The organism is Bacteroidia bacterium (assembly GCA_040880525.1).
In the GTDB taxonomy this organism is placed as follows: Bacteria; Bacteroidota; Bacteroidia; order CAILMK01; family JBBDIG01; genus JBBDIG01.
The window spans coordinates 110,011-136,359 of record JBBDIG010000024.1 but is presented as its reverse complement, the minus strand read 5'-3'; the positions used below and the strand labels follow the sequence as shown (position 1 = coordinate 136,359).

General features: G+C 45.8%; 22 protein-coding genes and 1 tRNA gene. 9 read left to right on the top strand and 14 right to left on the bottom strand.

The genetic code is table 11. The features are described 5' to 3' along the window. Nucleotides 1–123: 123 nt before the first annotated feature. The 3 genes from WD077_07220 to WD077_07210 all read right to left on the bottom strand — a co-directional run bounded on the left by WD077_07220 (nucleotide 124) and on the right by WD077_07210 (nucleotide 3,192). Complete coding sequence (locus WD077_07220) at nucleotides 124–1,209, bottom strand: M42 family metallopeptidase (protein MEX0967011.1); 1,086 nt, start codon at nucleotides 1,207–1,209, stop codon at nucleotides 124–126. 137 nt (nucleotides 1,210–1,346) lie between these two features. After that, nucleotides 1,347–2,780, bottom strand: a complete 1,434-nt coding sequence (gene pyk, locus WD077_07215; GenBank protein MEX0967010.1) for a pyruvate kinase — start codon at nucleotides 2,778–2,780, stop codon at nucleotides 1,347–1,349. Continuing rightward, the gene (locus WD077_07210) at nucleotides 2,773–3,192 is read right to left on the bottom strand and encodes an IPExxxVDY family protein (GenBank protein ID MEX0967009.1); all 420 of its coding nucleotides are present in this window, start codon (nucleotides 3,190–3,192) and stop codon (nucleotides 2,773–2,775) included. The genes pyk and WD077_07210 overlap by 8 nt, the downstream gene beginning before the upstream one ends. 147 nt (nucleotides 3,193–3,339) lie before the next feature. On the opposite strand from WD077_07210, the gene WD077_07205 reads away from it, so the two are divergent. Genes WD077_07205 through rnc form a run of 3 tightly spaced genes read left to right on the top strand, consistent with a single transcriptional unit; the run spans nucleotide 3,340 to nucleotide 5,621 of the window. Next, nucleotides 3,340–3,579 carry an acyl carrier protein gene (locus WD077_07205; protein ID MEX0967008.1) on the top strand — a complete coding sequence of 80 codons (240 nt, stop codon included), beginning with the start codon at nucleotides 3,340–3,342 and terminating at the stop codon, nucleotides 3,577–3,579. A gap of 22 nt (nucleotides 3,580–3,601) precedes the next feature. Further along, entirely contained in the window at nucleotides 3,602–4,855 is a 1,254-nt protein-coding gene (fabF, locus tag WD077_07200; GenBank protein MEX0967007.1) for a beta-ketoacyl-ACP synthase II, read from the top strand. Nucleotides 4,856–4,883: 28 nt separating this feature from the next. Continuing rightward, nucleotides 4,884–5,621: a ribonuclease III gene (rnc, locus tag WD077_07195; protein ID MEX0967006.1), complete on the top strand. Its 738-nt coding sequence runs from the start codon at nucleotides 4,884–4,886 to the stop codon at nucleotides 5,619–5,621. A 40-nt stretch (nucleotides 5,622–5,661) separates the two neighbouring features. Here the strand turns inward: rnc and WD077_07190 are convergent, their stop codons facing one another. The 4 genes from WD077_07190 to WD077_07175 are packed head-to-tail and all read right to left on the bottom strand — an operon-like array spanning nucleotide 5,662 to nucleotide 12,105. Further along, entirely contained in the window at nucleotides 5,662–7,743 is a 2,082-nt protein-coding gene (locus WD077_07190) for a hypothetical protein (protein ID MEX0967005.1), read from the bottom strand. 4 nt (nucleotides 7,744–7,747) lie between these two features. After that, nucleotides 7,748–8,941, bottom strand: coding sequence for a LamG domain-containing protein (locus tag WD077_07185; protein MEX0967004.1), 1,194 nt, complete (start codon nucleotides 8,939–8,941; stop codon nucleotides 7,748–7,750). Nucleotides 8,942–8,944: 3 nt separating this feature from the next. Then, the gene (locus WD077_07180) at nucleotides 8,945–10,675 is read right to left on the bottom strand and encodes a hypothetical protein (protein MEX0967003.1); all 1,731 of its coding nucleotides are present in this window, start codon (nucleotides 10,673–10,675) and stop codon (nucleotides 8,945–8,947) included. Between the two features lie 11 nt (nucleotides 10,676–10,686). Further along, complete coding sequence (locus WD077_07175) at nucleotides 10,687–12,105, bottom strand: hypothetical protein (GenBank protein ID MEX0967002.1); 1,419 nt, start codon at nucleotides 12,103–12,105, stop codon at nucleotides 10,687–10,689. 1,094 nt (nucleotides 12,106–13,199) lie between these two features. Between WD077_07175 and WD077_07170 the strand changes: the two genes are divergently transcribed. From WD077_07170 to WD077_07145, 6 genes are all read left to right on the top strand, one after another. Next, a tRNA-Asn gene (locus WD077_07170) sits at nucleotides 13,200–13,276 on the top strand. Between the two features lie 70 nt (nucleotides 13,277–13,346). Then, nucleotides 13,347–14,276 (top strand): PfkB family carbohydrate kinase, encoded by a 930-nt coding sequence (locus WD077_07165; protein ID MEX0967001.1) that lies wholly within the window; start codon nucleotides 13,347–13,349, stop codon nucleotides 14,274–14,276. A gap of 246 nt (nucleotides 14,277–14,522) precedes the next feature. Beyond that, the gene (locus WD077_07160; protein ID MEX0967000.1) at nucleotides 14,523–16,082 is read left to right on the top strand and encodes an NAD(P)H-hydrate dehydratase; all 1,560 of its coding nucleotides are present in this window, start codon (nucleotides 14,523–14,525) and stop codon (nucleotides 16,080–16,082) included. Nucleotides 16,083–16,182: 100 nt separating this feature from the next. Next, the gene (locus tag WD077_07155; protein ID MEX0966999.1) at nucleotides 16,183–16,722 is read left to right on the top strand and encodes a hypothetical protein; all 540 of its coding nucleotides are present in this window, start codon (nucleotides 16,183–16,185) and stop codon (nucleotides 16,720–16,722) included. Continuing rightward, nucleotides 16,694–17,575: a DUF3822 family protein gene (locus WD077_07150; GenBank protein ID MEX0966998.1), complete on the top strand. Its 882-nt coding sequence runs from the start codon at nucleotides 16,694–16,696 to the stop codon at nucleotides 17,573–17,575. The genes WD077_07155 and WD077_07150 overlap by 29 nt, the downstream gene beginning before the upstream one ends. Beyond that, nucleotides 17,566–18,117 (top strand): RsmD family RNA methyltransferase, encoded by a 552-nt coding sequence (locus WD077_07145; protein MEX0966997.1) that lies wholly within the window; start codon nucleotides 17,566–17,568, stop codon nucleotides 18,115–18,117. Before WD077_07150 ends, WD077_07145 begins: the two co-directional genes overlap by 10 nt. Nucleotides 18,118–18,177: 60 nt before the next feature. On the opposite strand, the gene WD077_07140 is transcribed toward WD077_07145, so the two are convergent. The 7 genes from WD077_07140 to prmC all read right to left on the bottom strand — a co-directional run bounded on the left by WD077_07140 (nucleotide 18,178) and on the right by prmC (nucleotide 26,296). Next, nucleotides 18,178–21,048, bottom strand: coding sequence for a PKD domain-containing protein (locus tag WD077_07140; protein ID MEX0966996.1), 2,871 nt, complete (start codon nucleotides 21,046–21,048; stop codon nucleotides 18,178–18,180). A 187-nt stretch (nucleotides 21,049–21,235) separates the two neighbouring features. Beyond that, a complete protein-coding gene (locus WD077_07135) occupies nucleotides 21,236–21,775 on the bottom strand; it encodes a hypothetical protein (protein ID MEX0966995.1) in 540 nt (179 codons plus the stop codon). 222 nt (nucleotides 21,776–21,997) lie between these two features. Then, entirely contained in the window at nucleotides 21,998–23,089 is a 1,092-nt protein-coding gene (locus WD077_07130; protein MEX0966994.1) for a DUF1573 domain-containing protein, read from the bottom strand. A gap of 85 nt (nucleotides 23,090–23,174) precedes the next feature. Next, complete coding sequence (ribD, locus tag WD077_07125; GenBank protein MEX0966993.1) at nucleotides 23,175–24,236, bottom strand: bifunctional diaminohydroxyphosphoribosylaminopyrimidine deaminase/5-amino-6-(5-phosphoribosylamino)uracil reductase RibD; 1,062 nt, start codon at nucleotides 24,234–24,236, stop codon at nucleotides 23,175–23,177. Then, entirely contained in the window at nucleotides 24,237–24,644 is a 408-nt protein-coding gene (locus tag WD077_07120) for a DUF2188 domain-containing protein (GenBank protein MEX0966992.1), read from the bottom strand. 90 nt (nucleotides 24,645–24,734) lie between these two features. Further along, nucleotides 24,735–25,436 carry an SDR family NAD(P)-dependent oxidoreductase gene (locus tag WD077_07115; protein MEX0966991.1) on the bottom strand — a complete coding sequence of 234 codons (702 nt, stop codon included), beginning with the start codon at nucleotides 25,434–25,436 and terminating at the stop codon, nucleotides 24,735–24,737. After that, on the bottom strand, nucleotides 25,436–26,296 hold the full coding sequence (gene prmC, locus WD077_07110) for a peptide chain release factor N(5)-glutamine methyltransferase (protein ID MEX0966990.1): 861 nt from the start codon (nucleotides 26,294–26,296) through the stop codon (nucleotides 25,436–25,438). Before prmC ends, WD077_07115 begins: the two co-directional genes overlap by 1 nt. Between the last annotated feature and the right edge of the window lie 53 nt (nucleotides 26,297–26,349).

Sequence of the window (26,349 nt, the reverse complement as noted above, 5' to 3'; positions counted from 1 at the left end):
CAAAACGAATTAAATCAGCACTTTAGAATTGCGATCTAAAAGCCTATACCTATAATTTTATTAAGCAATAAAATAATATTGTAAAATTGCAAATTAAAATTAAAAAACAAATTAAATCAACCATCATTCCTTCTCTCCTTCTCTCATTGGAAAACCCCAATCGTATTGATCCATTGAATACAGGCACTCCTTCAATAGATCAATAGCCGCCCGTATGTCGTCCGTGTGGGCCATTTCTATGACCTGGTGGAGGTGGCGTGTCGGAATAGAAATGGCTCCGGCTATTGCACCGCGCTTTCCCATCCGCTGCACTCCAGCGGTATCCGTACCTCCGGCAGGCAGCACTTCCATCTGGTAGGCGATATTGTTCTTCTCAGCCACGTGCTTCATAAATTCCACCATGCGCGAGTCGCTGATCACGGATCCATCCAGCACCTTTATTCCTGCTCCTTTTCCCAGGCTTGTTACCATTTCATGGTCACTGGCGCCCGGCAGGTCATACGCCACAGTAGTATCAATCCCGATCCCGAAGTCCGGGTCAATAGTGTGCGCGGCTACAGAAGCACCCCGAATGCCCACCTCCTCCTGCACGGTAAAAACCGCGTAAAAATCGTAAGGTATATCCTTGAGTTCGCGCAATGCCTCAATGAGCAGGAAAACCGCCACCCGGTTGTCAATGGATTTTCCGTTTACGCAATGCCCCATCTGGATGAACTCGCGATCCCTCGTAATAGGATTTCCCACAGAAATAAATTGCTCCACTTCCTCGCGGGGCATTCCGCAATCAATGAAGTAATCGGTGGCTTTTGGCAGTCTCTTGCGCTCTTCCTCATTCATCACATGGATGGGTTTGCTTCCCATCACGCCCACTACATCCTTCTTCCCGTGGATGATTACCCGTTGCGCTGTCAGCGTTTTAGGGTCGAAACCGCCAAGCAGGTGAAACCGAATAAAACCGTTGCTATCAATATGTTTTACAATAAACCCGATCTCATCCATATGCGCAGCGGCCATCACCCGTTTCCTGTTTTCGGTGCCGGATGCAGTTCCCTTTTTCAATGCCACCACATTTCCCAGGTTATCTACTGATACGTGGTCCGCCAGCGGAGAAACCTCGCGCAGCACTACTTCGCGTATGCGGTTTTCATATCCCGGTGCCCCCGGAGTTTCACTTATTTCCTTAAAAAGTGGAATGTTTAGCTGCGCCATAGTTGAATGGGATCTTTATAATGTGACAACATAATTCTGAAAATTAAGCGACAATACAAAACGAGGGTGCCCTGGAGGAAAACGCAGGAGCTGATATGTCGAAGCCTTCACGTTTTTCAAGCAGTACGAGAGGAAAATCATTCCACCCGGCTCACCTTGATTGCATTGGTGCGCTTTTTCTCATGGATCGGCATGCTGGCCAGGTTGATAACAATGTCGCCCGGTTCCACCAACCCTTTCTTTTTTATGATTTCCTGCACATCATTGAACGTTTCATCAGTGCTGACGAACTTGTTGTAGTAATATCCTTCCACTCCCCAAACCAGCGAAAGCGTATTGAGCAAGGGAATATTACTGGAGAAGACAATTGTCCGGGCTCGCGGTCTGAAGCTTGAAATCTTAAAGGCTGTATAGCCAGATTTGGTCATTCCTATAATGGCCTTAGCATCCAATTCTTCGGAGATAAGAACAGAATTATAGCAGATTGCATCTGAAATAAAGGTTACAGAATTTTGATTGATAGGATGCCGCTTCACATAAATTGTGTTTTCGATTTCAACGCGCTGAATGATGCGCTTCATGTGCTGGATAACTTCTTCGGGATAGCCGCCAACTGATGTTTCACCGCTTAGCATGAGCGCGTCCGCACCATCCATTACCGCATTTGCCACATCGTTTGTTTCCGCTCTTGTAGGCCGGGGATTATGAATCATGCTTTCCATTATCTGCGTGGCAATGATTACCGGTTTAGCCATCGCAATGCTCTTGTTCACAATGCTTTTCTGAATGATGGGCAAATCCTCCAGCGGCACCTCCACACCCAAATCGCCCCGCGCGATCATGATACCATCAGCCTCTTCGATGATAGCATCAATATTTTCCAGTGCCTCCGGTTTTTCAATCTTGGCAATGATCTTAGGTGATTTTCCCTTTGCCAGGATCTCCTTCTTTAGATGCCGTATATCCTGAACATCCCTCACAAATGAAAGCGCGATCCACTCAGCATCATGCTCCAGGGCAAAATCAAGATCCCGAAGATCTTTCTCAGTAAGGCTTGGGAGAGAAATTTTGGTATTCGGCAGATTCACACCTTTCTTTGAACTTACCTTTCCGCCATAGATCACCTTGGTTTTTACTTCATTCTTTCCGTTGGTTTCCAAAACCTCAAGCTCCAGTTTTCCATCGTCCAGCAACACCCTGGCTCCCGGCTTTATATCCCTGGGGAAATCTTTATAATTGATGGTAATTTTTTCAGCAGTTCCTTCTACTTCATCTGTGGTAAGGATAAGGGTATTTCCCTGTACCAGAAATTGTTCATTGTCTTTCACCGTGCCAATCCTGATTTTAGGGCCCTGAAGATCAGCAAGGAGGCATATAGGCAACCCGTACACTGAATTGATCTTTCTCACCTTTTTGATCACATCAAGATGCTCCTCATGGGTTCCGTGAGAAAAATTGAGGCGGCACACATCCACTCCTGCATTGATGATCTTCTGCAGGGCTTCGCTACTGTTTGTGGCTGGACCAATGGTCGCAATAATCTTGGTTCTGTTAAATTTCGAATTAATCAAGGTACAGGTAGTTTTTTGATTTCAACTTGTCAACTTCAAGGGCAAAAATAGCCTGAATGGAAGGAATGGAGGTTAAGCCCGCCTTAAGTTCGGCTGCCTTTTCTTTTTTACCAGGCCCATTAATGACAAGTACATAATCTAAGTTTTTGAAATTGGGAAAAAGTAAATGCCCTTCCTGCCTGTTATTCACGAGGTAAACGGCATTCTCTGCTCCCTCATCTGTAGTTGGCCCAAACCTGTTAAAGGTCATGATGCATTCATCTGCAACAGGAATTTTAATGGCATCAGTTTTAGAAAGATGCAGGAGGCCCGTTTTGTTTATTTGAAAACATAGGCGGTAATCTCGTTCAGAGGAAACGACACCAAGCAGGATAAATCCTGGTTCGGGTTCAGGAAACTTCACTTTTTTCATCAAAACAGCATAAGCTTATCAGCGGCTAATATTAGTACATCTTTGGGAACTGGAAAAGCCATTGGCAACTTGATTCAAAAAATTTGCATGTTTGGTGTTTTGGCTAAAAAGGAAGTTATTTGTAGCAAAATTTAAAACCTGAAAAACATGTCTGATATTGCCTCTAGAGTAAAAGCAATAATTGTTGAGAAGTTGGGCGTTGATGAAAGCGAAGTAACCCCGGAAGCAAGTTTCACTAATGACTTAGGGGCAGATTCACTGGATACTGTTGAACTTATTATGGAGCTTGAGAAGGAATTTAATGTATCCATCCCTGATGAACAAGCTGAGAACATCAATACAGTAGGACAAGCAATAAGTTATCTGGAAGAACAGGTTACTAATTGACCTATTCCGGAACGCAGAATTAATGACAAGAAGAAGGGTAGTAATTACAGGCTTAGGTGCCCTTACACCAATCGGAAACACTGTTAAGGAGTTTTGGGATGGATTGGTAAGAGGTGTAAGCGGAGCCGATGATATCACCAGGTATGACGCAAGCAAATTCAGAACACGATTTGCCTGCCAACTCAAGAATTTTAATGCCGAAGATTTTATTCCGCGTAAAGAGATGCGGAAAATGGATCCGTTTGCGCAATACGCACTTATCTGTGCCCAGGAGGCCGTGAGAGACAGCGGACTGGAGGAGGATAATGTAAACAAGGAGCGCGTTGGAGTCATTTACGCTTCGGGTATCGGTGGCCTTTCTACCTTTTATGATGAAGTGAGTGCTTTTGCCAAAGGTGACGGCACACCACGCTTCAATCCGTTTTTTATTCCTAAAATGATCGTGGACATTGCCGCAGGCCATATTTCAATGAAGTATGGTTTTACCGGACCCAATTTCGCCACGGTCTCCGCTTGTGCTTCTTCTGCCAACGCTATTGCTGATGCTTACTTCTACATTCAGCAGAACAAAGCTGATGTTATTTTGGCCGGTGGGTCAGAAGCGGTTATTAATCAGGCTGCCATTGGCGGATTTAACGCTATGCGTGCTCTTTCCGAGCGAAATGATGATCCCAAAACCGCTTCAAGGCCTTTTGATAAAAACCGCGATGGTTTCGTTATGGGCGAAGGCGCGGCTACCCTGGTGCTCGAAGATTATGAACATGCCAAAAAACGGGGCGCTACCATCTATGCAGAAATGACCGGATTTGGCGTGTCGGCTGACGCATACCATTTGACGGCCCCGCACCCGGAAGGTCTCGGTGCAAAAAAGGTGATGGAAAATGCCCTGGCCGATGCAAGTCTCAAAACTTCTGATATTGATTACATAAATGTTCATGGTACCTCCACTCCGCTGGGAGACGTCAGTGAATTAAAGGCCATAAGGAAAGTTTTTGGAGATGACGCGTTTAAGCTTAATATCAGTTCCTCCAAATCCATGACCGGCCATCTTTTAGGGGCTGCGGGTGCTGCCGAAGCACTGGTTTCTATTCTTTCTATACAGCACAATATTATCCCTCCTACAATCAACCACTTCGAAGACGACCCCGAAATTGACCCATCATTTAACCTCACGTTTAATGAGGCGCAGGAAAGGGAAGTTAAAGTGGCGCTAAGCAACGCTTTTGGATTTGGAGGCCACAACGTGTCTCTGGTATTTCAAAAGTTAACTGACTGATTACGGGCGCTGTAAAGCTGGTTATATATTGACATTTTTCAATACACTCTGGATCAGGTATCGCTATCGAAATACTGCCGACAGGGAATTATATTATTACATTAAGTCGCTCACGGGCAAAGCGCCCCGAAAACTTCGCTACTACCGAAAGGCCATGCGGCATAGCTCTGCCATTGCAGAAGACCAAAAAACAAGAGTAAAAAGCAATGAGCGACTGGAATATCTGGGAGATGCCGTACTGAGTTTATTGGTAGGCGAATACCTGTGGCGGAAGTTTCCCAAAGCCAGCGAAGGTTTTCTTTCTGAAATGCGCTCACGCCTTACCAGCCGAGAATATCTGAACCGGCTGGCTTTTTCTCTCCAGATAACGGAATGGCTCGATCATAAAGTGGAAAATGCCCCGGCTGATCAAAGTCATTCCATTTATGGGAATGCCGTGGAAGCGTTAATGGGTGCCATCTTTATTGATCAGGGATTTAAATTTACCCGCAAATTCTTTTATCAGCGGCTTCTTCACAAGCATATTCAGGTGAAAGAAGTGCTACTTCAAAACCTGAATTTCAAAAGCAGGTTGCTGGAATGGGCACAAAAGGAGCAGAAAGAAGTAGGCTTTGATGTAGTCAGCAGTCCAAATGGCGAATCGCGACTGTATGTAGTGCGCGTCCTTGTGGATAAGGAAGAGCAGGGAAAAGGAGAAAGCCGCAGAAAAAAGAAGGCTGAACAAAGGGCCGCAGCCGAAGCCATGCAAAAATTAAATGTGCGCTGATTAAACGCTGGCTCTTGCCGCGCTTCAAATCCCTTTTATCTCAATGTAAAAACCTGTAGTTCAATCGCCCTGTTAAAAATAATTCATTGTATGCCCGCGCCTCGCTTGTAGGTTCTGAAAAGTCCGCATAACCTCCTTCCAATCCCACCCGCATTCCTTTCATCACCTGTCTTTGAATTCCAATAGCATTTCTTAACCGCAGAGATTCCGGAGTAAAGAAGGTCTGCTTTACTTTTGAAGTAGTAAAGCTTCCTGTCAAATTCCAATTTTTGCTTTTCGTATAATATGTTACAAAGCCGCTGATGGCGCTTTGATCATTAAATATCAGTGTATCGTTCCGGGTGGTGATTTGCTGCAACTGAACATTGAGCGAAAGCCGGAAGGGGAAGAGTTCCGTCAGGCCAAAACTCACCACTTCCGTTTGCTGTAAAAGACTTGCGGTGAGCTGGTTGTTGTTTTCAACAAGATTATAGGTAAAGAGAATGGTGTGGCTTTGCTTGCCGGTTTTAAAGATATAATTCGCTCCCGCAACAAGGTTGTTCAGGTGATATTCTGATGCTGTCTCCGCTGTCTTCATATTTTTTGCCGTCCGGATATAGTAGCTGTAATTCCCAAAAAGAAACGGCAACTTCACATGAGGACGCAGCGAAAGCCTGCCCGTAAGCTGATGCGTTTCATTTGTGAGCAAAGAAATTTCCGAAAGATTGCTTTTGTAGGTATTGGCCTGAAGGCTGAAATTAATTCTGCGCTTCCAGAAAAAGAACCGGTCTGACAAGCTGATAACCCTGCGGTCAGAAAGAAAAAATGGATTTGCAAAGGACTGATAGGCTGCCCCCACGCTTTCGTAGCGCGCCTCTATCCGCTGGTGCTTCAGGTTTAGTACGCTTTGAACGAACCAGGACATTGAACTTCGCTTCTGGATAAGAATGGGAGTGGTGGTGGTATTTATGGCGATCAATCCGGAATATGACAAGGGATCGAACGGAATGTCCGTTTTATAATACTCATCAATTTCGTCTTTTGAAAGGGCTCCTGCCGAAATATCATTTGTGGTGAGGCTCATTGCAACGCCAGCCTGAAGATGTAATTTGTCATTTTTGGTTTTAAAATCCATACCTGAGCTTCCTACCAGGTTTTGTGCAGGCGTACCTCCAATTTCGATCGAGTTTGCTATATCAGTGGCCTGCACCATGCTGATATAAAATGTTGACTGACGGTCAAAAGAAGATATGGCGAATTTGGCAGCGTTCAACCTTCTGCGGTAGGTACCATAAATATAGTAAGTGGAATCTTCTTGCAAAGTAGACGGAGGAATTCCCTGTTTGATGTTATATTTTTCTGATGATCCCTCCCTCGCATTAGCTATGCTTCCATGCACCAGGGTCAGGCTTATGCTGCGGAATTTCAATTCAGCCCGCGTGCCTCTTGTCTGAACTCCGTTGAGGCTAAACCGGTCGAATACGGGATACACATCGCCAAGATCTGAATCAAAATACTTGCTCCGGAACCCGATGCTGTAGCGGTTACGTGACTGCACTCCAGGATAGTTGAGATTCGTAACAAAGAACTTCATCGGTATTTGAAACTTCTCCCGGATCACTTTTCCTTCAAAAGCCACATTTTGGGTGAATGGCGGTTCCTGTCTCAGTTCTTGTCCGGGGCCTGAAAGCCGCGTCCCCATTGCTTCGGCATTGAGATTTCCGCCAAATGAAGTTTTCTGTTTTTTATTCTCAGCATCTTCAGACAGGGCTGCCTGCTCATTAAATGCTTTTGAATTAAGTATAAAAAAATCTCCTTTCACTTCATAATAAACCTTGCCCACTCCCCTCCCAATCATGTCGAAGGTGTGTTGGCCTGGCTTCAGGCTTTGAGTAATCAACACGCTGGCCCGGTTGTCAGTCACCTGTACCAGCATTGACATCTCATCTCCATCCAGTCTGAATTGTACTGTGTTCCTGTCAATATCAAGAGCCGGATCTAACTCCACCAGAATGAAGAGTTCCCCGTTTTTCACGGTATCACTCGGAGATGGTGAAAGCAGCTTTCCCAGCGGTTGGCTGCCGGCAGGAGCAGCCATTAATATCAGGAGACAAAACCAGGTATAAATCTTTATGCCCGCCATGAAATTACTCCTGATTCACGGTTTCATACGAGATCTTCAGTTCATCCATTTTTCCCGAGAAAAAATATGGCTGGCTTCCCGGCTGCTTTCCGATGAAAAAATTCTGGCCAACGCCCGCAATCTGAACCTTCTTTGTTTCCTCGGCTGCCAGCACTCCGTCAATTAACAGGCGCAATGTCTCCCCGTTATATGTTACTTTCACCTTTATCCACTGCTTCAGCGGCACCTCCAAAGCTGATACTGCCACACGATTCGCATCTGTTCCCAGATTCACGAAAAACCTGACAGTTTCCTCATTCATCCGCAACAACTGAAAGTTTATGAATTCTTTTTCCTCAGGATTATTTTTGGAGAATACTGTGCTGAGATATCCGCCTCTCCCATTCGCATTCTCAGGTGCGGTTGGTACTTCTTCTACCCACAGGTCCATCTCAACGGTCATCTGGTTTTTCATAAATGCAAGAGAAAAACTTGTGGGAACCTCAAGGTAATCGCCAGGCTCAAATGCCAGGGCATTCCCGGTCAATCCTGCCGTGGCTGTAGCTCCATGATTTGTAGCGGTGTTTTTATATTCCCCTGCATCCCGGATGGAGTCTCCGCTTTGCTCAAAATGATAAATACCACCCCATTGAGGAGATAATTCGCCCGAAAGCGGATCAAACGTGGGGCTGTTGATATAGCGCATCAGCGCATCATCCATCAGATCACGGTTCAGTTTCCACCCGTCTTTGGTTTTTTTATACGCCCATTTCATCTGCTTATATTTATCCTGCCTGTCCTCCGGTCCGGTCATAAATATCACCTGGTCCTTGTATTCCACTCTGAAATAGGAAAAATGGGGGACCGACAGCACGCGCTCCCATGCTTTTTGAAACGATGAATCATGGGAATTGAAATTATGATTCGCACTATAGTCAACCCATAGATTTTTCCACTGAGCAACTTCTCCGGCATTCATCAGGCTGAAGTTTGCATTCAGTGCCCGCTCCGGTTTATTTAGCTTCAGCTTTTTCGTGACTCCCATTTCTATGGGACGTGGCTGCGCATAAACCTCGATAGAGTAAACGTATTCCCGGCCTTCCAGCTTAGTAGTTACTGTCCTCTTCTGACCAAAAAGTGAGGCAGGAAAAAATAGTCCAGCCGCCAGAAAGCAATAGAAAAAGGTTTTGATATTAAATTTCATGTTGTTGGAAATCATGGGTTATCCTTTTGCGTATTGATAAAGCTGCTGATCTTTTAGCTCATACCATTTCACACCGTCCCATATCAGCCACGTCCGTTGCCATTCTATCCAGCCGCCCCAGGTTTCAATGGAAACGTTGGCTTCCAGCTTACCTGAACCCAAATCAACTGAATATACTATCCATCCGGTTTTGCCTGCCACTTTCAGGCTGGCTTCAATAAAATTCATGTGGCCGGATACGTTCACGCTTATTACATCACCCGCTCTCACTACGCCCAGCAAACCGCCACCTACTGCTCCCGCACATTCGCCAGTACCCGTCACGCCATTCTCTCCGTGCTCCATTCCTAAATTGAAATTCACAGCACCATCCAAAGTAAGATAGACGCCCAGATCCACATAATTTGTGATCCATGTTGGGAGGGGAATAGCGCCAGGTGCCAGCCGTATTTTGCAGTCAATGCCAATGAGCGGATTAAATCCTGCATTGGCCTGCCACCACAGGTAAGCCTCTGGCGAAGCAGATTTTTCTTTCCATGCATTAGCAAAAGAAACACTGGAGTTTTCTTTCGGAAACTTAGGCTCACAACCGGTCGGAGGAAGCGCATTCCACATCTCCTCCGCTTTACTAAAATATTTTCCAACTTTCCAGACTGCGCTCACCTGATTGACCGGATAGGCTTTAATAGTTGCCGTCTGCGTACCGCCACACCGGTCTCCAACATCAATTGAATATGATTTGGGTACGTAATTAAAAAGCCAGAAAACGGCAGCTTCAGCATTCGCACCGTGCGCGCTGAAACCCGTAGACGGGCCGCTGAGTGTGCTGGTCCAGTATCCGGTTACATTCCATAGCGGATCAGGATTGCAATAGCGGGTTACACCGCCCGGAGAAGCAGTAAGGTCAATATTTTTACCGATGAGTGGAGGCACTACTTCGAGCGTGCCGCCTGCGTTTACTGTGCGATCGCCATCCGCCACCGTAATGTCATCAAGGCTTCCGCAAATAAATATGTTACGCTGATCTGTGTAAGAAACCCCCTCTATCGTCCACTTTACGTTGAGCAACGCCATTCCGGGAACTCCGGTCAGCGCAACTTTCACGGTTTGCTTGTCCGCATCCATGAGGGTAACTGCCGGGTTGTTGGTGGTCCATAAAAAATCACCACCATGCGGAGGAAAAGTCTCCACGGTAAAAGGGCTGCCCACCTCACCAGCACAAAAAGTATCAATATCGGGAATGGTAGCCTTGATGCTGTATATCGTCACGGGTACGACCTCCGTACCCAGTTTATTCACAATTTCATGTTCTCCCGGATTGTCGGTTCCGTGATATGCACAGCCGCTGCAGGTATAAGTGCTGAGCACAGTTCCACCGGAACCGGCCCCGACAGGCCGACTGAACTCAACGTCCCAGTCGCCACTAACTTGCGCGTCCACGGAAGTTCCTGCAGCCGGAGCCTGCGCAATGTTCGGGAAGAGTTCACCATTCCAGGTCTTGGTCTCGTTGGGTCCAATGGAAGTTTCATCTGGGTCCATGCTATACGAGATGGGACCATCAGTGGAAAGCGTTACCTGCCCGCTTTCATATTGATCTGTCGTCTTTTCGTTGCTTCCGTTAAGTTTACTGAACTCACCGGTTTGCTTGCTTACGTAAAGCATCGTTTGCCCGTCATTTACCTGGGCAAGAAGCTGACCTGGCATCGTGGCCAGAAATGTCATTAAAATGAATTGTAAGTGTTTTCTCATTGTCATGATTTTCAATGTTGAAGTCCAAAAACTTCCTTTAAAAATTTATCCATAAACTGGTTCTCCAGCCATTCAGGATTCCATTCCAGTATGACCGAAGTATGTTCTTTTATACCACCATATTCGGCTACTATCGCTACCGGCTTTGGTTGGGTACCGGCTCTGAAAAGTCCGTTAGCGTCAATGGTCCCACCATCTGCCGGGATCACCTGCCATTTCACCTGTAGCGGAACTTCATTGCCTTCCTTGTCAAATCCGGTTGCGCTAAACTGCCGGGCCTGGCCTATTTTCATAGTTTGATTTGCAGGCGCTATTTCTATCCTTTCGGCCTGCAGGTGCTCGCCCGATGCCGATTTGTAGCTGAACCAGAAAAGTTCACTGCTTTTAGTTTGCTTTCCGCGGCTGTCAAAGAATGTAGCCGTTATACGCCAGGCATAAGTTTTCCCTTCTTCAAGAATTTCTGCACTATTTGGATATTGAAAAAATGAGTTGAAGATTCCCTGCTGCTCATATACAGGAAAGTTATCCGCAATATCATCTGGTGAGGATTGTTGGGGCCTGACCTCAAAAAGCTGAAGGGAAAATTCATTGCTGGCAGAAAACCACTGGAACATTGGAAAATTATTGAAAATCACTTCCGGAGATTCGCTGAGCGGAGTTCCCGGCCCAATCAGTTCAAGGCCCGTTAGGGTATTGGTTATAGTATTGAATGCTTCATCTTCTGCTATTACGTTTCCCCTGCCATCCATCAGGATCAGTTTGTACGTATATGCTCCCGGAGGCAAAACGCCCGTTTTATTGGCTTCATCCAATAGTGCTTTGCTCCCGCCTGTCGTGGTGTAATCCTCAAGATCCCGGTTATCCAGAAGCACTACCTGGTTGGGCTGAATAGTTCCCAGGTTTTTTGAAGCGGTAAGGATCTTATTATAGTCACTGTGATAAACTTCCAGCCGCAGCTTTAATGCCTCCTCCACAGCGCCATTTATTACTGAGATGTTAAAAAGAATAGGAGCGGCTTGCAGATTATCCGCAGCAAAGTCGCTGAGATACATTACATCTGCCGGAAGCAAAGTCAGAATAGCTCTTGCTCCGGATGACGCATCAAAAATCTCAAAGGCCGCATCCATTTCCGCACGTTCGCTAGCAGTCGTGACCACTACCTGCCTGAAGCCATCGGCCGCTGATGCATCAATCTCCACCAGGGCGGAAAGTCGATCGGGTGCCTGCACCTGGATGCTCTGAACACTTATCCCGTCACCAAGCTGCACCTGCGTGAGCCCCTGCTGGAAATGGGTATTTACTCCCATTATTATAATGTTCAGTTGTTGCCCCGGTATGGCAGAGGCTGGCGCTAAGGATACGATGGACGGTTGCGCAAATACACCTGTCATTGCTGCCATCCAAAAGAGAGCGGTAAATGTTACTTTCATTCTATTTTAATTTAACTGGGTGGTAAAATTCACGCATGAAATTTAGATAAAATAGTAATTAAAATCTCTGATCTTCAGTGAATTGAAAAAATAGTTTAAAATTGAAAATGTCAAGATAAGGGCAGGAAAGAAGTAGTTTAATAAAAACCTGCATTAAAGCGTCATTTATAAATACAACTCAGCATTTTGCAAGAAAAAGGAAAAAAAGAATGAGAATGCCACTCCGGTTCATCGCCTGCTCATCTTTGGTATCTATTCGTAAGGTTTAGCAATAAAAATTAGCAGAAAGGATTTGCAACGATTGATACTGAAAAATTGAAATAAGGATGATCATAAGTCGTCATTTCCAAACAGTCTTTCATCTGCCGGTTCAACCATGTTTTATGATGACACTGCAGGAGTCGTTTCAACGCACTATCGTTCCATTTATAAAGTAAAAAGGTAGATAAGTCAACCGGACACTTACCCTCAGATGATTGAGTCCGATAAAGAAATGATCAGAATACTTCTATAAGTACTAAATTTCGTCCTCCTTCGTGAACCTCTTGAATATGGGATTGTTATTATTTTAACTTTTAAATAATTCAGCTATGCCTGAGAAAGATCAAAACAAACCGCAGCCGGGCAGGCCTCAAGAAGGCCACAAAGGACCTCAAAAGCCCAAACAAGAGCAAACAAAAAAAGAACAGCCTAAAAAATAAGCTGATTTCCTTTTTAGTATGCAATTGAAAAAGGGCTGGTGCTTTAGAAGCATCGGCCCTTTTTTTATTTCACCATTTAAAGAGTCCCCTGACCCCGAAATATCGGGTCGGCTATCCCAATTCCTGTTTCACCAAAGTCCCGACAATTGGTGATTCCCGCGTTCCGGATCGCGATCAAAGATTCATTCTTAAAAAAGAAACTGTTGTGTGTGCGTGATGAATCATCTGCTAAATGGAATAACCGTTCATCTCCTGCGCACCACGGCTGTATCTGTCATTCTGATTTTTCAATCCTATGAGGAACAGGCAAAGAGAGCCGGGGTAAAATTTTTGCGGGTTTGAGCTTGGGGGATAGATATTGAATATTCTATCTTTGCGCCTCGAAAATAATACTCCTCCATAGCTCAGTTGGTTAGAGCGGCTGACTGTTAATCAGTAGGTCCCTGGTTCAAGTCCAGGTGGGGGAGCCAGACAAAGGGCTGACAGAAATGTCGGCCCTTTTAGTTTATATCCGGTTTCTTTGCAATCAAAAAACAACACATGTCTCTTCTTGTAGTGGGCTCTATGGCCTTTGACGAAATTGAAACTCCGTTTGGAAAAACTGGCCGCATCATAGGCGGTGCAGCCACTTACATCAGTCTGTCTGCCACCAATTTTGCCCCGGCAGTAAAAGTAGTATCCGTTGTGGGCGAGGATTTTCCACCGGAGCAGTTGGAGCAGTTCCGAAAGAAAGATATTGGAACAGAAGGAATCCAGATCAGGAAAGGTGAAAAGAGCTTCTACTGGAAAGGCAAGTACCAGATAGACCTGAACAGCCGGGATACTCTCGTAACGGAATTGAACGTGCTGGCTGATTTCGATCCCATCATCCCGGAGAGCTATCAGGACTGCAAATACCTGATGCTCGGCAATCTCAGCCCTTCTGTGCAGCGGCAGGTGATCCATAGAATGAAGGAAAATCCTACGCTCATCGCCATGGATACCATGAACTTCTGGATGGATAATGCGCTCCAGGACCTGATGGATACGATAGAGTTGGTGGATGTGCTGATCATAAACGATGAAGAGGCCCGGCAGCTCACACACGAATATTCCCTGGTAAAAGCCGCACACAAAATCCTGGAAATGGGCCCGAGCTACCTCGTCATCAAGAAGGGAGAACACGGAGCGCTGCTTTTCCACGACAACCATGTGTTCTTTGCCCCGGCCCTGCCTCTTGAGGAGGTATTTGACCCCACAGGTGCAGGCGACACTTTTGCCGGAGGATTCATGGGATACCTCGCCAAAGCTGAGGATATTTCATTCGAGAGCATGAAGCGCGCTGTGATCTGCGGCTCGGCCATGGCCTCCTTCTGTGTGGAAAAATTCGGAACGCAGCGCATCGAAAACCTGACCCCGCAGGAAATAGAATTGCGCATCAAGGATTTCATTGACCTGGTACAGTTTGATATTGACCTGGTAGAGGAATAGCTCCATCCTGAAGAGTGAGTTCCGGCTAGCCGCGCGTCAAAGTTTCCGTTTGACGAATTGAGGAATGTTTCATAGTCATTCCATCTTTAGCTTTAAAATTTAAACGAAAACACCACCGGGCTGCCATTGGATAGTCTTCGAAAAAACATTGTGCAAGTCAGAGAGCCGGGTTTGTTTCGGTACAAACCATTTATTCCCGCTAAACTTACGCGCGCTGTGTCTGTTCCTTTTTCAAATTAATGAACAATGAAAATCTTCAGCAGCGGCCAGATTCAGGAGGCTGATAAATTCACGATTGCAAACGAAGGTGTTTCTTCCATTGATTTAATGGAGCGGGCGGCTTCAGCATTTACCAATGAATTTATCCGCCATTTCAGGCCCCATCTGCCAGTCATTGTTTTTTGTGGCCCCGGCAATAATGGTGGAGACGGCCTTGCTATATGTCGTTTATTAAAAGGCCACGGCTATGAAGTTTTTGCCGCAATCCTTCAGATCACTGATAATTATTCTGTAGATTTCAGGATAAACCTGGGCCGGCTCCAGGAAATGAAGGAAGTACCGATCCTTTACATAACAGAAATTTCTGACACGCCCGTCATTCCTGAAAATGCCGTAGTGATTGATGCCGTTTTCGGAATGGGCCTGAGCCGGGCGCTCAATGGACTTCCCAGCGAAATCGTTAAGAGGCTTAATAAGTTGCAGGCCGTTAGAGTGGCGGTGGATATGCCCTCCGGCCTGTTCGCTGACAAAGCCAACGCAGAGGAAGATCCTATATTTAAAGCGGACTATACTTACTCATTTCAGCTTCCGAAACTTGCTTTTATGATGCCCGCAAACGAGCAGTTTGTGGGGAAATGGAAGATCCTGGATATTGGACTGAGCAGGGAGTTTATCCAAAAAACGGAATCCCGCTACCACTATCTTATGATGGATGATGTGCTTCCCATAGTGAAGGAACGGCCACAGTTCAGCTATAAGAACATGTATGGTCACACTCTGATCATGGCGGGCAGCTATGGAAAAATTGGGGCGGCTGTACTTACCACCAAAGCATGTCTGCGAACCGGAGTCGGGCTGGTAACAGCATATTTGCCCAAATGCGGCTACAGCATTATGCAATCCGCAGTTCCGGAGGCTATGGTTATTACAGATGAACATGAGCAATTTCTGTCAGATATTCCTGCGCTCTCCGCCTTCTCAGTAGTGGGAGTTGGCCCGGGATTAGGCAAAAGCAAAGAGACCAGGACCGCTCTGCTACAGTTATTCAGAAACCGGGACGAGCCTTTGGTGATAGACGCGGATGCCCTGAACATACTGGCTGAAAACAAGGAATATTTCGGGGACTTACCCAAAAATTCTGTTCTGACCCCGCACCCGGGAGAGTTCAGCAGATTAGCCGGAAAAGCAGATAATGACTTTGAGCAAATAAATATGTTGTCAGATTTATCCAAAAAATATAATTGCATCATGTTGTTAAAAACTTCGGCCACGGCCATTGCACTACCTGATGGAACCCTTTGGTTTAACAGTACCGGCAACCCCGGAATGGCAACTGGCGGAACAGGAGACGTGCTTACCGGAGTCATCACAGGTCTGATTTCGCAGCGTTATGAACCCGCAGAGGCAGCATTGCTGGGAGTTTATCTCCACGGCCTTGCCGGAAATATTGCCGCCAGCCGCTCCGGATATGAATCCTTAACTGCTGGCGATGTAATCCATTCATTGGGCAAAGCCTGGAAAGCATTGCACAAGCAAAAACGAATGAGAAAAATAAAATACCGGGATACTGAGGATACTAATTATTGATAAACATTCATCCACCATTGAATTTAAAGAAAACCAAGGGAAACAATCAGTCTGAAATTTTTAGTTTTGCGAGGTTTCTTTAAAAGCTATAGTCCATCCCATGAACAAGATCATTAAAATAGTGCTGGCCCTTGCCATCATTGGCCTTTCCTTCTACCTGTACAAGATTGTAAGAGATCCGATCCTTCAACAACAGGAATGGGACAGGATAAAAGATAAACGGGTAGCCCGCCTGGAAAAGATACGCGAGGCCCAGATCATTTACCGTGATCTGAATGGTGAGTTTTCAGATAACTGGGACAGCCTCATAACGATGATCAAAGAAGATCAAATGCCCGTAATACGGACCATTGGCGACCCCCATGCGCAGGATACAATGGAAACCGTGATCAGTGATACTTCCTACGTGGCCGTTCGGGATTCCTTTTATTCAGGAATGGTCAATCCGTTTCCGCCCGATTCCTTGCCTTATATTCCTGAAGGTGCTGGCGCAAAATGGAGCATTGAAGCAGGCCAGATAAGCCGTAGCGGCATAACACTGGAAGTTTTCCGCGTGAGGGATACGAAGCCCTACCGCAGCGATTTTACACTACAAGTAGGTTCAATGAGAGATGCCAACTATTCCGGAAACTGGAAGTAAAATTCCTATAGAACATAACATTCGTGATGATTCCTTTAACCGGGAAACCAGCTCCCAGTGCAATCTATATCTGATGTTGGCAGACGATCAGTGGATCCACGCGGCCTTTGACGGATATGCGCAGAAATTCCTGCTTCTGAAATCTTACCCGCGTAATTCCCGCATCATCTTCGACTACGTCAGGGAAATAACGCAGCTCAAAGCCCTTCACGAAGAGTTGAGTTACCACTACAAGACCATCACATTTTGCATTTCCCATCGCAAAGCCACACTGGTTCCGCAATCCTTGTTTCTGCCGGAACTCCTTAAAAATTATTACGAGCTCAATCATCCCTATACTCCAGCCGAGGAATTGAATTCAGCTTCTTTGAAAAAATCGCAGGCCGAACTCGTTTATGCTGTCGAACGATATATGAGCCAGGGAATCAGGAAGCATTTTCCCAATGCGAAGATCATCCATGCCGCAGCACCATTTCTGGAAAACACAATGGCACGATCCAAAAATGAAAAAGCTCCCCTGGCATTTGTGGATGTAGACCAAACGCATTTCAGAATAGCCGTAAAAAGAGGCGATACGCTGGAACTCTACAACACGTTTCAGTACAAAACCAAAACGGACCTGCTCTATTATCTGCTATTTGTCAGCGATCAGGCTCAACTCAATCCTGATAAAGACACCTATTATTTTTCCGGCTTCCTGTATAAAAATTCTGAAACCTTTGATTTGCTGTTTGAATATTTCAGGAATATAGAATTCACTCCTTTGCCAAACTCGTTTCATTACAGTTATCGCTTTAATGCCATTCCCGCGCATTTTTACGCAACTGTATTTTCTCTTCCGCTATGCGAATAATCAGTGGCAGCAAGAAAGGAGCGGTGATACGTGCTCCGAAAAATCTCCCTGTTCGGCCTACAATGGACAAAAACAAGGAGAGCCTTTTCAATATCCTTCACAATTATTTCCATTTTGAAGAGATGGATGTGCTGGATCTTTTTGCGGGGACGGGAAACGTAAGCTATGAGTTTGCATCACGGGGTGCGCGGTCCATAGTCGCAGTTGATTCGCATCCCGGTTGCACCAAATTCATAAGTACTCAGGCAAAGCAACTTGAGTTTGAAATGATTGAAGTACTGCGAAATGAGGTATTCCGGCACCTGAGGAATGAGTACCGAAGCTATGATTTCGTTTATGCCGATCCCCCTTTTTCGAAGTTTAAACCCGGCCAGTACCAGGAATTAGCAGAACTAATCTTTGAGCGCCAGGTCCTGAAACCTGAAGGATGGCTCGTTATGGAACATCCGTCAAATGTCTCGCTATCTGAAGTTCAACACTTTCATGAAGAACGTGCATTTGGCCAGTGCATCATGAGCTTCTTCATTATGCCGGAAAAGTGAACTCTTTTGCTCGCAGATTATATTTCTGCGTAAATCTGTGTGATCTGCGGGAAACTTTTTCTACCTGAAGATAATCTTTCCGGTTTGGAGATATCCATGCGGACCGGCAAGGCGGAAAAGATAGAGCCCCGGCTTCAGTTGTTCTCTTTCTACAACAATACGATTGCCTGAAAGTACCTGCATCGCTTTGACCAGCTTTCCGTGGCTGTCATATATCGTCAGTTGCAGTTGCTGACCGGAAGCGTCTGCCACCAGCACAACCTGCTCCGTTGCAGGAACTGGATATACCTTTACCTCCTGCCCGGCAAACACCTGCTCAAGGATCCCAACCGGACTTCCCACGCGGATATGATCTGTTTTCAGGATGCTGTCCTCACAACCCGTTGAAGTATTTTTCACATAAAGATAAACGGAGTACAAGCCGGTATCGCTGAAGGTAAAATTTGGATTCCTGAAAGTAGAAGTAGCCAGGTTATTTCCAAAAACCCAATACCATTCATCCGTGGGGACATCCGTGGAATTATTAAACTGAACTTGTAGTGGCGCTTTCCCGGTTTCGGGCGTTGCTGTGAATTGAGCTTCAGGGTTGGCATGCACCGTTACAGAAGTGCTATCCTGTTTTGCACAGCCATTTAAAATATACTTGTAGGTGAGAATATGTGCTCCGGCTCCGGAGGCAACTGGATCAAACAAATAGCTGCCGCTTTGCTGGGTAATACCAGTACCTGTCCAGATTCCACCGGCAGGCATCCCGAAAAGGTTCACCAATTCATTGCTTCCACAGATTTCCTGCGAAGCACCGGCATCAACGGTAGCCGGATTTTCGCGCACATTTGCCCGTAGCGAATCCTGCGTTTCGCAGTTGTTCGAGTCCACATAAGTATAGCGAAGATAGTATGTACCAGCGCCTGCGGCAATGGGATCAAAAACACCGGAAGTCACCCCGGCACCGGTCCATATACCACCGGCAGGCACAGGGGTAAGCGTGACGGGTGCTTCTTCTATGCAGACGTCAATATCATTTCCAGCCGAAGTAGTGGGAACCGGATGGACCCGGACCTGAAGCGAATCTTCTGAGGAGCATTGATTAAAATCTGTAAATTCATATTTGAGTTTAAAATCACCTGCACCGGAAATGGCGGGATCGAAAGTATTTCCTGACAAACCTGTTCCTGACCAGCTACCTCCTGCCGGAATACCTGACAGCGCCTGCGAACCTTCATTGGCGCATAGCTCAAAATCAACCCCTGCAAAGGCCACCGGCAACGGGTTCACAGTAATTAGAACAGAATCATTGTTTTTACACCCGCTCTTGTCCTCTGCCTCCACGTAGTATTTAACTGAGGTGGAAGGAGTAAGGTGAAGCGTATCATTATTACCGAGACCGTCAGACCACTTGTAGCTGTATGGACTTTGGCCATTGCTTGCTGAAACTATTAAATCCAGGCTTTCTCCTTCGCAAATCATAGTATCGGTAACCAGATCAATCTCAACGAATGAGACATTTGAACCTATATCCACGGTATCATTAAACACGCGGCTACATCCGGAAAGTGTGGAAACCTTCAGGCTGAAGGGAAATTCTCCCCTCGCCTCATAAAGATACTGAACGGTTTGGCCGGTATCAGCAAAGGAAGGCGTACCAGCCCAAATAAATTCCTGGATATAATCCGAAGGATAGTTGAAAGTGGCAAGCCCACACGAACCCACAGATACTGTATGTTTTTTCTCTAATTCAGGTACTACATGAATTATAAAATCACGGGTCATCCGCGCAGGAAAGGGGCAGTTATTATCAGAAACCGTAATTATGAAATGATAATCCACGGGTTGGGTATTGGTATCCGGAACAACCCAGTAAAGATTCCCGTGCATTCTGCGCCCGCTGCTAAAAGTGGTAAAAACGGCCCCGGGGGGTGAGCGCTCCATCCAAATTTTCGTGGAATCAGATGCATCGTTATCACGTGTAAATACCGGCAAATCAATTGTATCACCTTTACAGGCGAGCAATCGAAAATCACCGGTTGAATCCAGCCCGGTAAGCCTGGGCTGGTTATTCGCATCACACTGTCTGAAAGTGATGACCCGGTCCCTGATGGTATAGCCCACCAGAACTCCATTTCTATATTCCTCTACCTTAATTGCCAGGACTGAAGTTTGGTTTTGCATTCCCTTAAACTGGAGCAGGCCCGTTTGGCGGTCCAGATGCAATCCCCGGCAAGCGCTGTAGTTATAAGGAAGACTGGTTGAAGGAAACCCGTTGAATGCAAAGGGTCTTTCATAAGTGTAGGAACCTGTATATGAAAAATTGCCGGCAAATGCTCCCGCAGAAGGTGGAACAAATGAATAAACCAGCGAATCTCCGTCCGGGTCAACACCACCCATATTCACAGTGTTGCAGGTAGAAGCACAAAAAGAAAATGGTTCTACCCGGTCAAATACAGGAGGCCTGTTGACAGGATTCATGCTCTTGTCAATATATGCAGAGATGCCCTGATAAAAACCTGTTCCTGTACTGACAGTGGAGTTCCGGCAGCACCTGTCAATATTCAGCCGCCAGGTATCGCAGATACTCCCCAGGTCAATGATTCCCTTAAAAGTCTCAAGTTTATATCCCACACCATGACTGCAGGAACTGTTGCATCGATTGCAGGCACTTGGGCAAAGGGGTGAAACATCAGTAGTATTAGTTAAGGTAAGCTGAGCATATTTTGTGGCAGAATTACAATTTACAGGAGCGGCTGTAACTGATATGTTAAACTGAAAATGCGTTTGGGAACAATCCACAAAATACAGGGCGGTGACCTCAAACGAATCTGAACCAATATGGCGATATGATATTTCTGCTCCGGAAAGCGAATAGCCCCAAGAGTTAGCCGGAAGGAAAATAATGCAGAAAAGCGAGATCAGGAATGTATAAATTATCCTCATAGGCGTATGTAAAAGTAAGATGTAAAAATCCGGTTTAAGAAGGGTTTAATCAAGAAACCGGTTTTAGGATCAAAATAGTTCACCAGAACCGGACGCACTATAGCAAGAAAAAAGCCCCGGCAGTTAAAACTACGAGGGCTTTCTATCAAAAAATGTATTAGAACCGGAATTGACGACTATCAAATAGTTACACCTTGTAATATTCACAAAGATGGCTGCAAAGAAAGTTGCTGACATGCAGCTTATTCTTATACATGCAGGATAAAATGATCATTCTGTTGCAATTATTGTCATCCTGGAAAGAGAAGGACAGATAAAGGTCCGGAGCCTTTATTCCTCCTTTGTGTGGAATCAGGTCCGTAAAAATATTCTGCAGCCTGCCTAATGGATCCAGGAGGTTACCCCGAAGCATGGCCTTCCCAAGTACTGATCGCTCCTTTCTCAGGAGGATCTGCTCCTTGTCTTCGAGAACTATATCATTAAGATTTTGAAAGGGAATAGCCGCATAGAATTGTTGCGAACCATTACTGATCTGTATTTCCAGTCCTCCCTTTCGCATCAACAGGTTGGTAGTGAGCTTTGGGCTAAATGTTTTTTTCTCCTGCACCAGCCGGTCAAAAGGTTCCACACCTGAGATATAGCTTAATTTATTCATCAGCTTTACCTGGTGAAACAGTCCGAGATTTCCGATCATTTGTGCTATTTCATTCTTTTCAAGTAGTTGCATAAGCGTTACATAATTACAGTTAATAATACACTTTTCAAATTTATCCACAAAAAAATGTGAATAACTACTGAAACCTGCGCCTGCCTTTACTTTTGTAAGAATCAAATAAAATCAAGATAATTTTTGTACTCAAGCTATAAGCCCAATTTAGAGATGTAGCTCCTGAAACAATAAAGGCCGGAACATGCCGGCCTTTACTTGAATTTATATAAGAGCAAAAATCTAATTGGCTGAAGTTGCCACTACATTTGCTTTGATCGTTAATGTTTGTTGAGGAGTTAAAGGGTCATTGGACCATACTGTAATAGTTTTCTCCTCGTATCCTACTTTTCCGGGTGGGGTAAATGTTACACGCAATTTACTGGATTCACCTGGCTCCAGCTTCTCCTTCTCAGGCTGCGATGCCGTGCATCCGCAACTGGTTTTTACCTTGTAGAGCACGAGCGGTTGCTTTCCGGTATTCTTATATTCAAATGTCACCTCTGATGTTCTATCAAGCGGGATATTTCCGTAATCAATCACATCCTGCTTAAACTCCAGTTTCGGAGCATTTGCCATTTCTTCTTCGTCCAGGGGTGAGAAATACTGCTTTACGGTAGCCATTACAATAAGCTCCTTTTCCGGCTGGGCCTTATCATTTGTCTTAACCATCACCTTTTCATGGACAAAACCGAGATCTTCTTGCTTCGCACCATCAAAATAGATGATGAAGCGGCCTTTTTCTCCTGGCGGCAAAAATTTAGGGTCTGCATGAATTTTCAGGTGTGGAGGCGTTTCTATCTCAGCAAAAACGATGGTCTCTTCTCCATCGTTGTAAAACGCCATGTGAACACTGTCCTCTTCGTTGGTATAGATTTCACCCAGATTAATATGATTGATCAGCACCCGAAGATTTCCGAGCTCAGTGGGGTAGAGGTCTTTTGCCGTCTTTACCCGTGGAGTAACGTTCCCTGAAATATAAAGCATCACCTGCTGAGGAAAACCGTTAGTAGTAACAGTGATGGATTTGTTGAATTTGCCCGGACGGTTCATAGGGTCAAAAATCACTGAAACTTTTCCGGTATCCTTGGGCAGAACTTCCTCTTTTGTCCATTTTGGAGTAGTGCAGCCACATTCCGCTTTTACAGTTTCAAGCTTCACCGGGGCCTTTCCCTTGTTCACAAAATAGAAAGTATAAGACATCATCGGCCCGTCTTCAGCAAAAACGCCAAAGTCGAAGCTGGTTTCTTCAAAATCGAGGATCCCCATTTTTTGTGCATCAGCCGCAAAATAAATGAGGAGGGCCGGAATTAAGGTTATCAAAATTCTCTTCATGATTGATTGTTTTAGGTTTGTGAGAATTATGGGCAGGCGGGCCAATATTTATGCCGTTGCCCTTATAACTCCACATAATTCACATTTATAAATTAAGGTAGTGGTTCATTACATCATGATCAATGGAATGCCGGGCAACAGGGGTCTTGCTGAGAACGGGAGCAGGAATACCTTCTGTAAAATAAACCGGGGCGGTAAAAACCCTTGCCTCATCCCACAGATCCTTTTCAATGAAGGAATTTAAGAGCGCGGCACCTCCTTCAACTAATACTGACAATACCTTCATATTGAATAGCTCATTCAGCATTGCCGCCAATCCATCCTCTCCGAACGCGATCTTCCGGAAACTCACATTCCGTTCCTCGCCATTTTTATGTTCATTGAAAATCACAATTTTTCCTGTTTTAGCAAAAATTTGAGCAGAAGCAGGGATTTTAAGCTGCCGGTCAATTACAATTCTTAGAGGATCTTTTCCAGACCAGTTCCGGACGTTTAATGCCGGATCATCAAAAAGTGCAGTTCTGGTACCCACCATTATTGCGCTTTCCGTGCTTCTGAATTTATGGACGAAAGCCCGGCTATACTGGTTGCTTATCCATTTCGAAGAATAATCTTTCCTTGCAATGAATCCATCGCTGGTTTGCGCCCATTTCAACAGAATATAGGGCCGCTGTTTCTGGTGCCAGGTAAAAAATCTGCGATTCAGGTAAATGGATTGCTTTTCCAGCACACCCGTTTTCACCGTGCATCCTGCCTTTTGAAGGGCGCTGATCCCGCTTCCGGCTACGAGCTTATGGGGATCCTCGCATCCAATCACAACCTCTGGAATTTCCTTCTCAATCAGGAGCCGTGTGCAGGGAGGCGTTTTCCCAAGATGGCTGCAAGGTTCAAGATTTACATAAACCCGCGCTTTTCTAAGCAAGTTGGGATCTCTGACCGCTGCCACTGCATTCACCTCGGCATGAGGACCACCAAACTGCTGATGATAGCCTTCGCCAATGATCCTTTGGCCATAAGGTGCGGCTTCATCCCCGATGGTGATCACACACCCCACCATAGGATTCGGTGCCACATTTCCTGCGCCTAAAGCTGCCAATTGAAGGCAACGCGACATGAATACTTCATCAGCTTCCAAATGGGCGCGCAATTATGCCATTCGACTTCTGAAACTAAAAGGCTTTGAATACAATTGGCTTAGTTCTTTTGCCTTAGAAATCGCATCAGAGGCTTCCGGGTAAATAAATAAAGGATGCTCCACAGATCCGTTGCTCACAGCCCAACCCTTAGGATGCCGGAATATTTTGAAATTATCGTCATCCGGAGGGGAGCCATTCACAGGGGCTGTTTTATGGTCTGATTCACCCTGCTCAAGGGAGTGAACAATTACCTCCCCCTCATCCGTAAGAGATAGCTCCCGCGCCTTGCGGATGGCCTCATCCCTGGAATCGAAAATAAAGGAAGGCAGCGAAAATTCTCCTGCTTTTACGGCCCATTTTTCATTGTGCCGTACTACGTGCAGGCAGACGCCAAGTTCATTGTCAAGTTGGTTAGCCATTTTTTCTATTCAGTTATATCAAAATAATCCGATTAAGGTAATAAGATTCTCTTACAATCCAACAAAAGGGAGTGTTTCCGCAACAGAAACCTACTTCTTTGCCGGCCTGGGTTGCAGTGGGCGGAACTCCAACGAGTTGATAACGAAATTATCCGGTGTTTCAATAATCCTGAGAATTTGCCCGGCTACGTCCTCCGGCATCATCATGTTATCATGCGCATCAATACCCTGAGCATTGTCAAAAAAGTTCGTTTTGGTGGACCCGGGAAAAATAGCCGTCACCTTTATATTGAAGTCACGGAGTTCCCGGAAGAGCGAATCGGAAATGCCGCGCACGGCATGTTTGGCTCCGCAATATGCTGCGCCCTGGGCCTGCCCTTGCAGCCCGGCTATGGAAGAAACATTGATGATATGACCACGTCCGTGCTTCTTCATGACGGGTATCGTTTCCCGGCAGGTAAAAAAAGTACCGTTTACGTTCACCTCGAATATCTCATGCCATTGCTCCAGGGGCATTTCTTCCAGCGGGCCGAAATATCCAAGCCCGGCATTATTGATCAGGATATCCACCCGGCCATCATGGCGGGCAAGCGCCTCCGCAACGGATCGCTTCACAGATCCGGATTCCCGGACGTTGGTTTCATAAAAGCTGAAACGCTCATGGCTGTAGCCGGGACGAGTCTTGCCCAGGCCGCAAACATGAGCACCTTTTTCCAGCAGTTGGCTGACCACTGCCTGTCCTATTCCTTTGCTCACCCCCGTTACGAAAGCTACTTTATCCTTTATTTCCATTATTCCTGTTTTACCAATTTTAAAAAACGTTGCTTGCCCGAAAGATCCTTCCTGATTTCTATGTTATTGAATTCAGAACTGCTTCGGAGTTCCTGCGCCAGTTCTCCGGCCAAATGCTCATTTACCTCAAACCAGATTGCCCCTCCTGCTTTGAGGTGAGAGTTAGAAAACCGGCATATTGCTTTGTAGAAAAGGAAAGGATCTTCATTCGGAACAAACAGCGCCAGGCGCGGTTCGTATTCCGCAACATTTGACAGCATATTCTCCTGTTCCGCCAGGGTTACGTAAGGAGGATTGCTCACAACTACATCATACTGCGGAAGATGGCTGATCTGTGAAGTTTGCAGAATGTCAGCCTCTGCGAAATTGATTTCAACTCCCAGCGTGCCTGCATTTTCCCGGGCCACCTTCAGCGCTGCGGGGGAAACATCAAGCGCATGAACTTCTGCGTGCGGCATGGCCCGTTTTAGCGCTATGGCAATGCAGCCAGTGCCGGTTCCAATATCGAGGATGCGGATCTTTTGATCCTGATGCTCTCTAATGACCTGCTCCACCAATTCCTCGGTTTCTGGCCGAGGGATGAGCACATCTGGCGAAACACTGAGTTTGAGATCATGGAACCAGGTATAGCCTAAAATGTATTGCACCGGTTCATATTTCTTCAGTCTTTCCAGCATCTTCATCAACTGCTCCAGCCGTTCGGGAGGGATGATCTCTTCGGCCCCTAGCAGGACTTCGGTGGTTGTTTTGTCCAATACTTCGCGGAATACCCAGTTCGTAATGCTTCCTGCTTCTGCCTCAGGGTAAAGGGCAGAAAGGGCCTGGATATAATATGTACGGAGTTCCCCGATCTTCTTCATTCAAGTGCGGCTAAAGATGCTTTTCTTTTGTAACATAATCGGGCAAACATGAA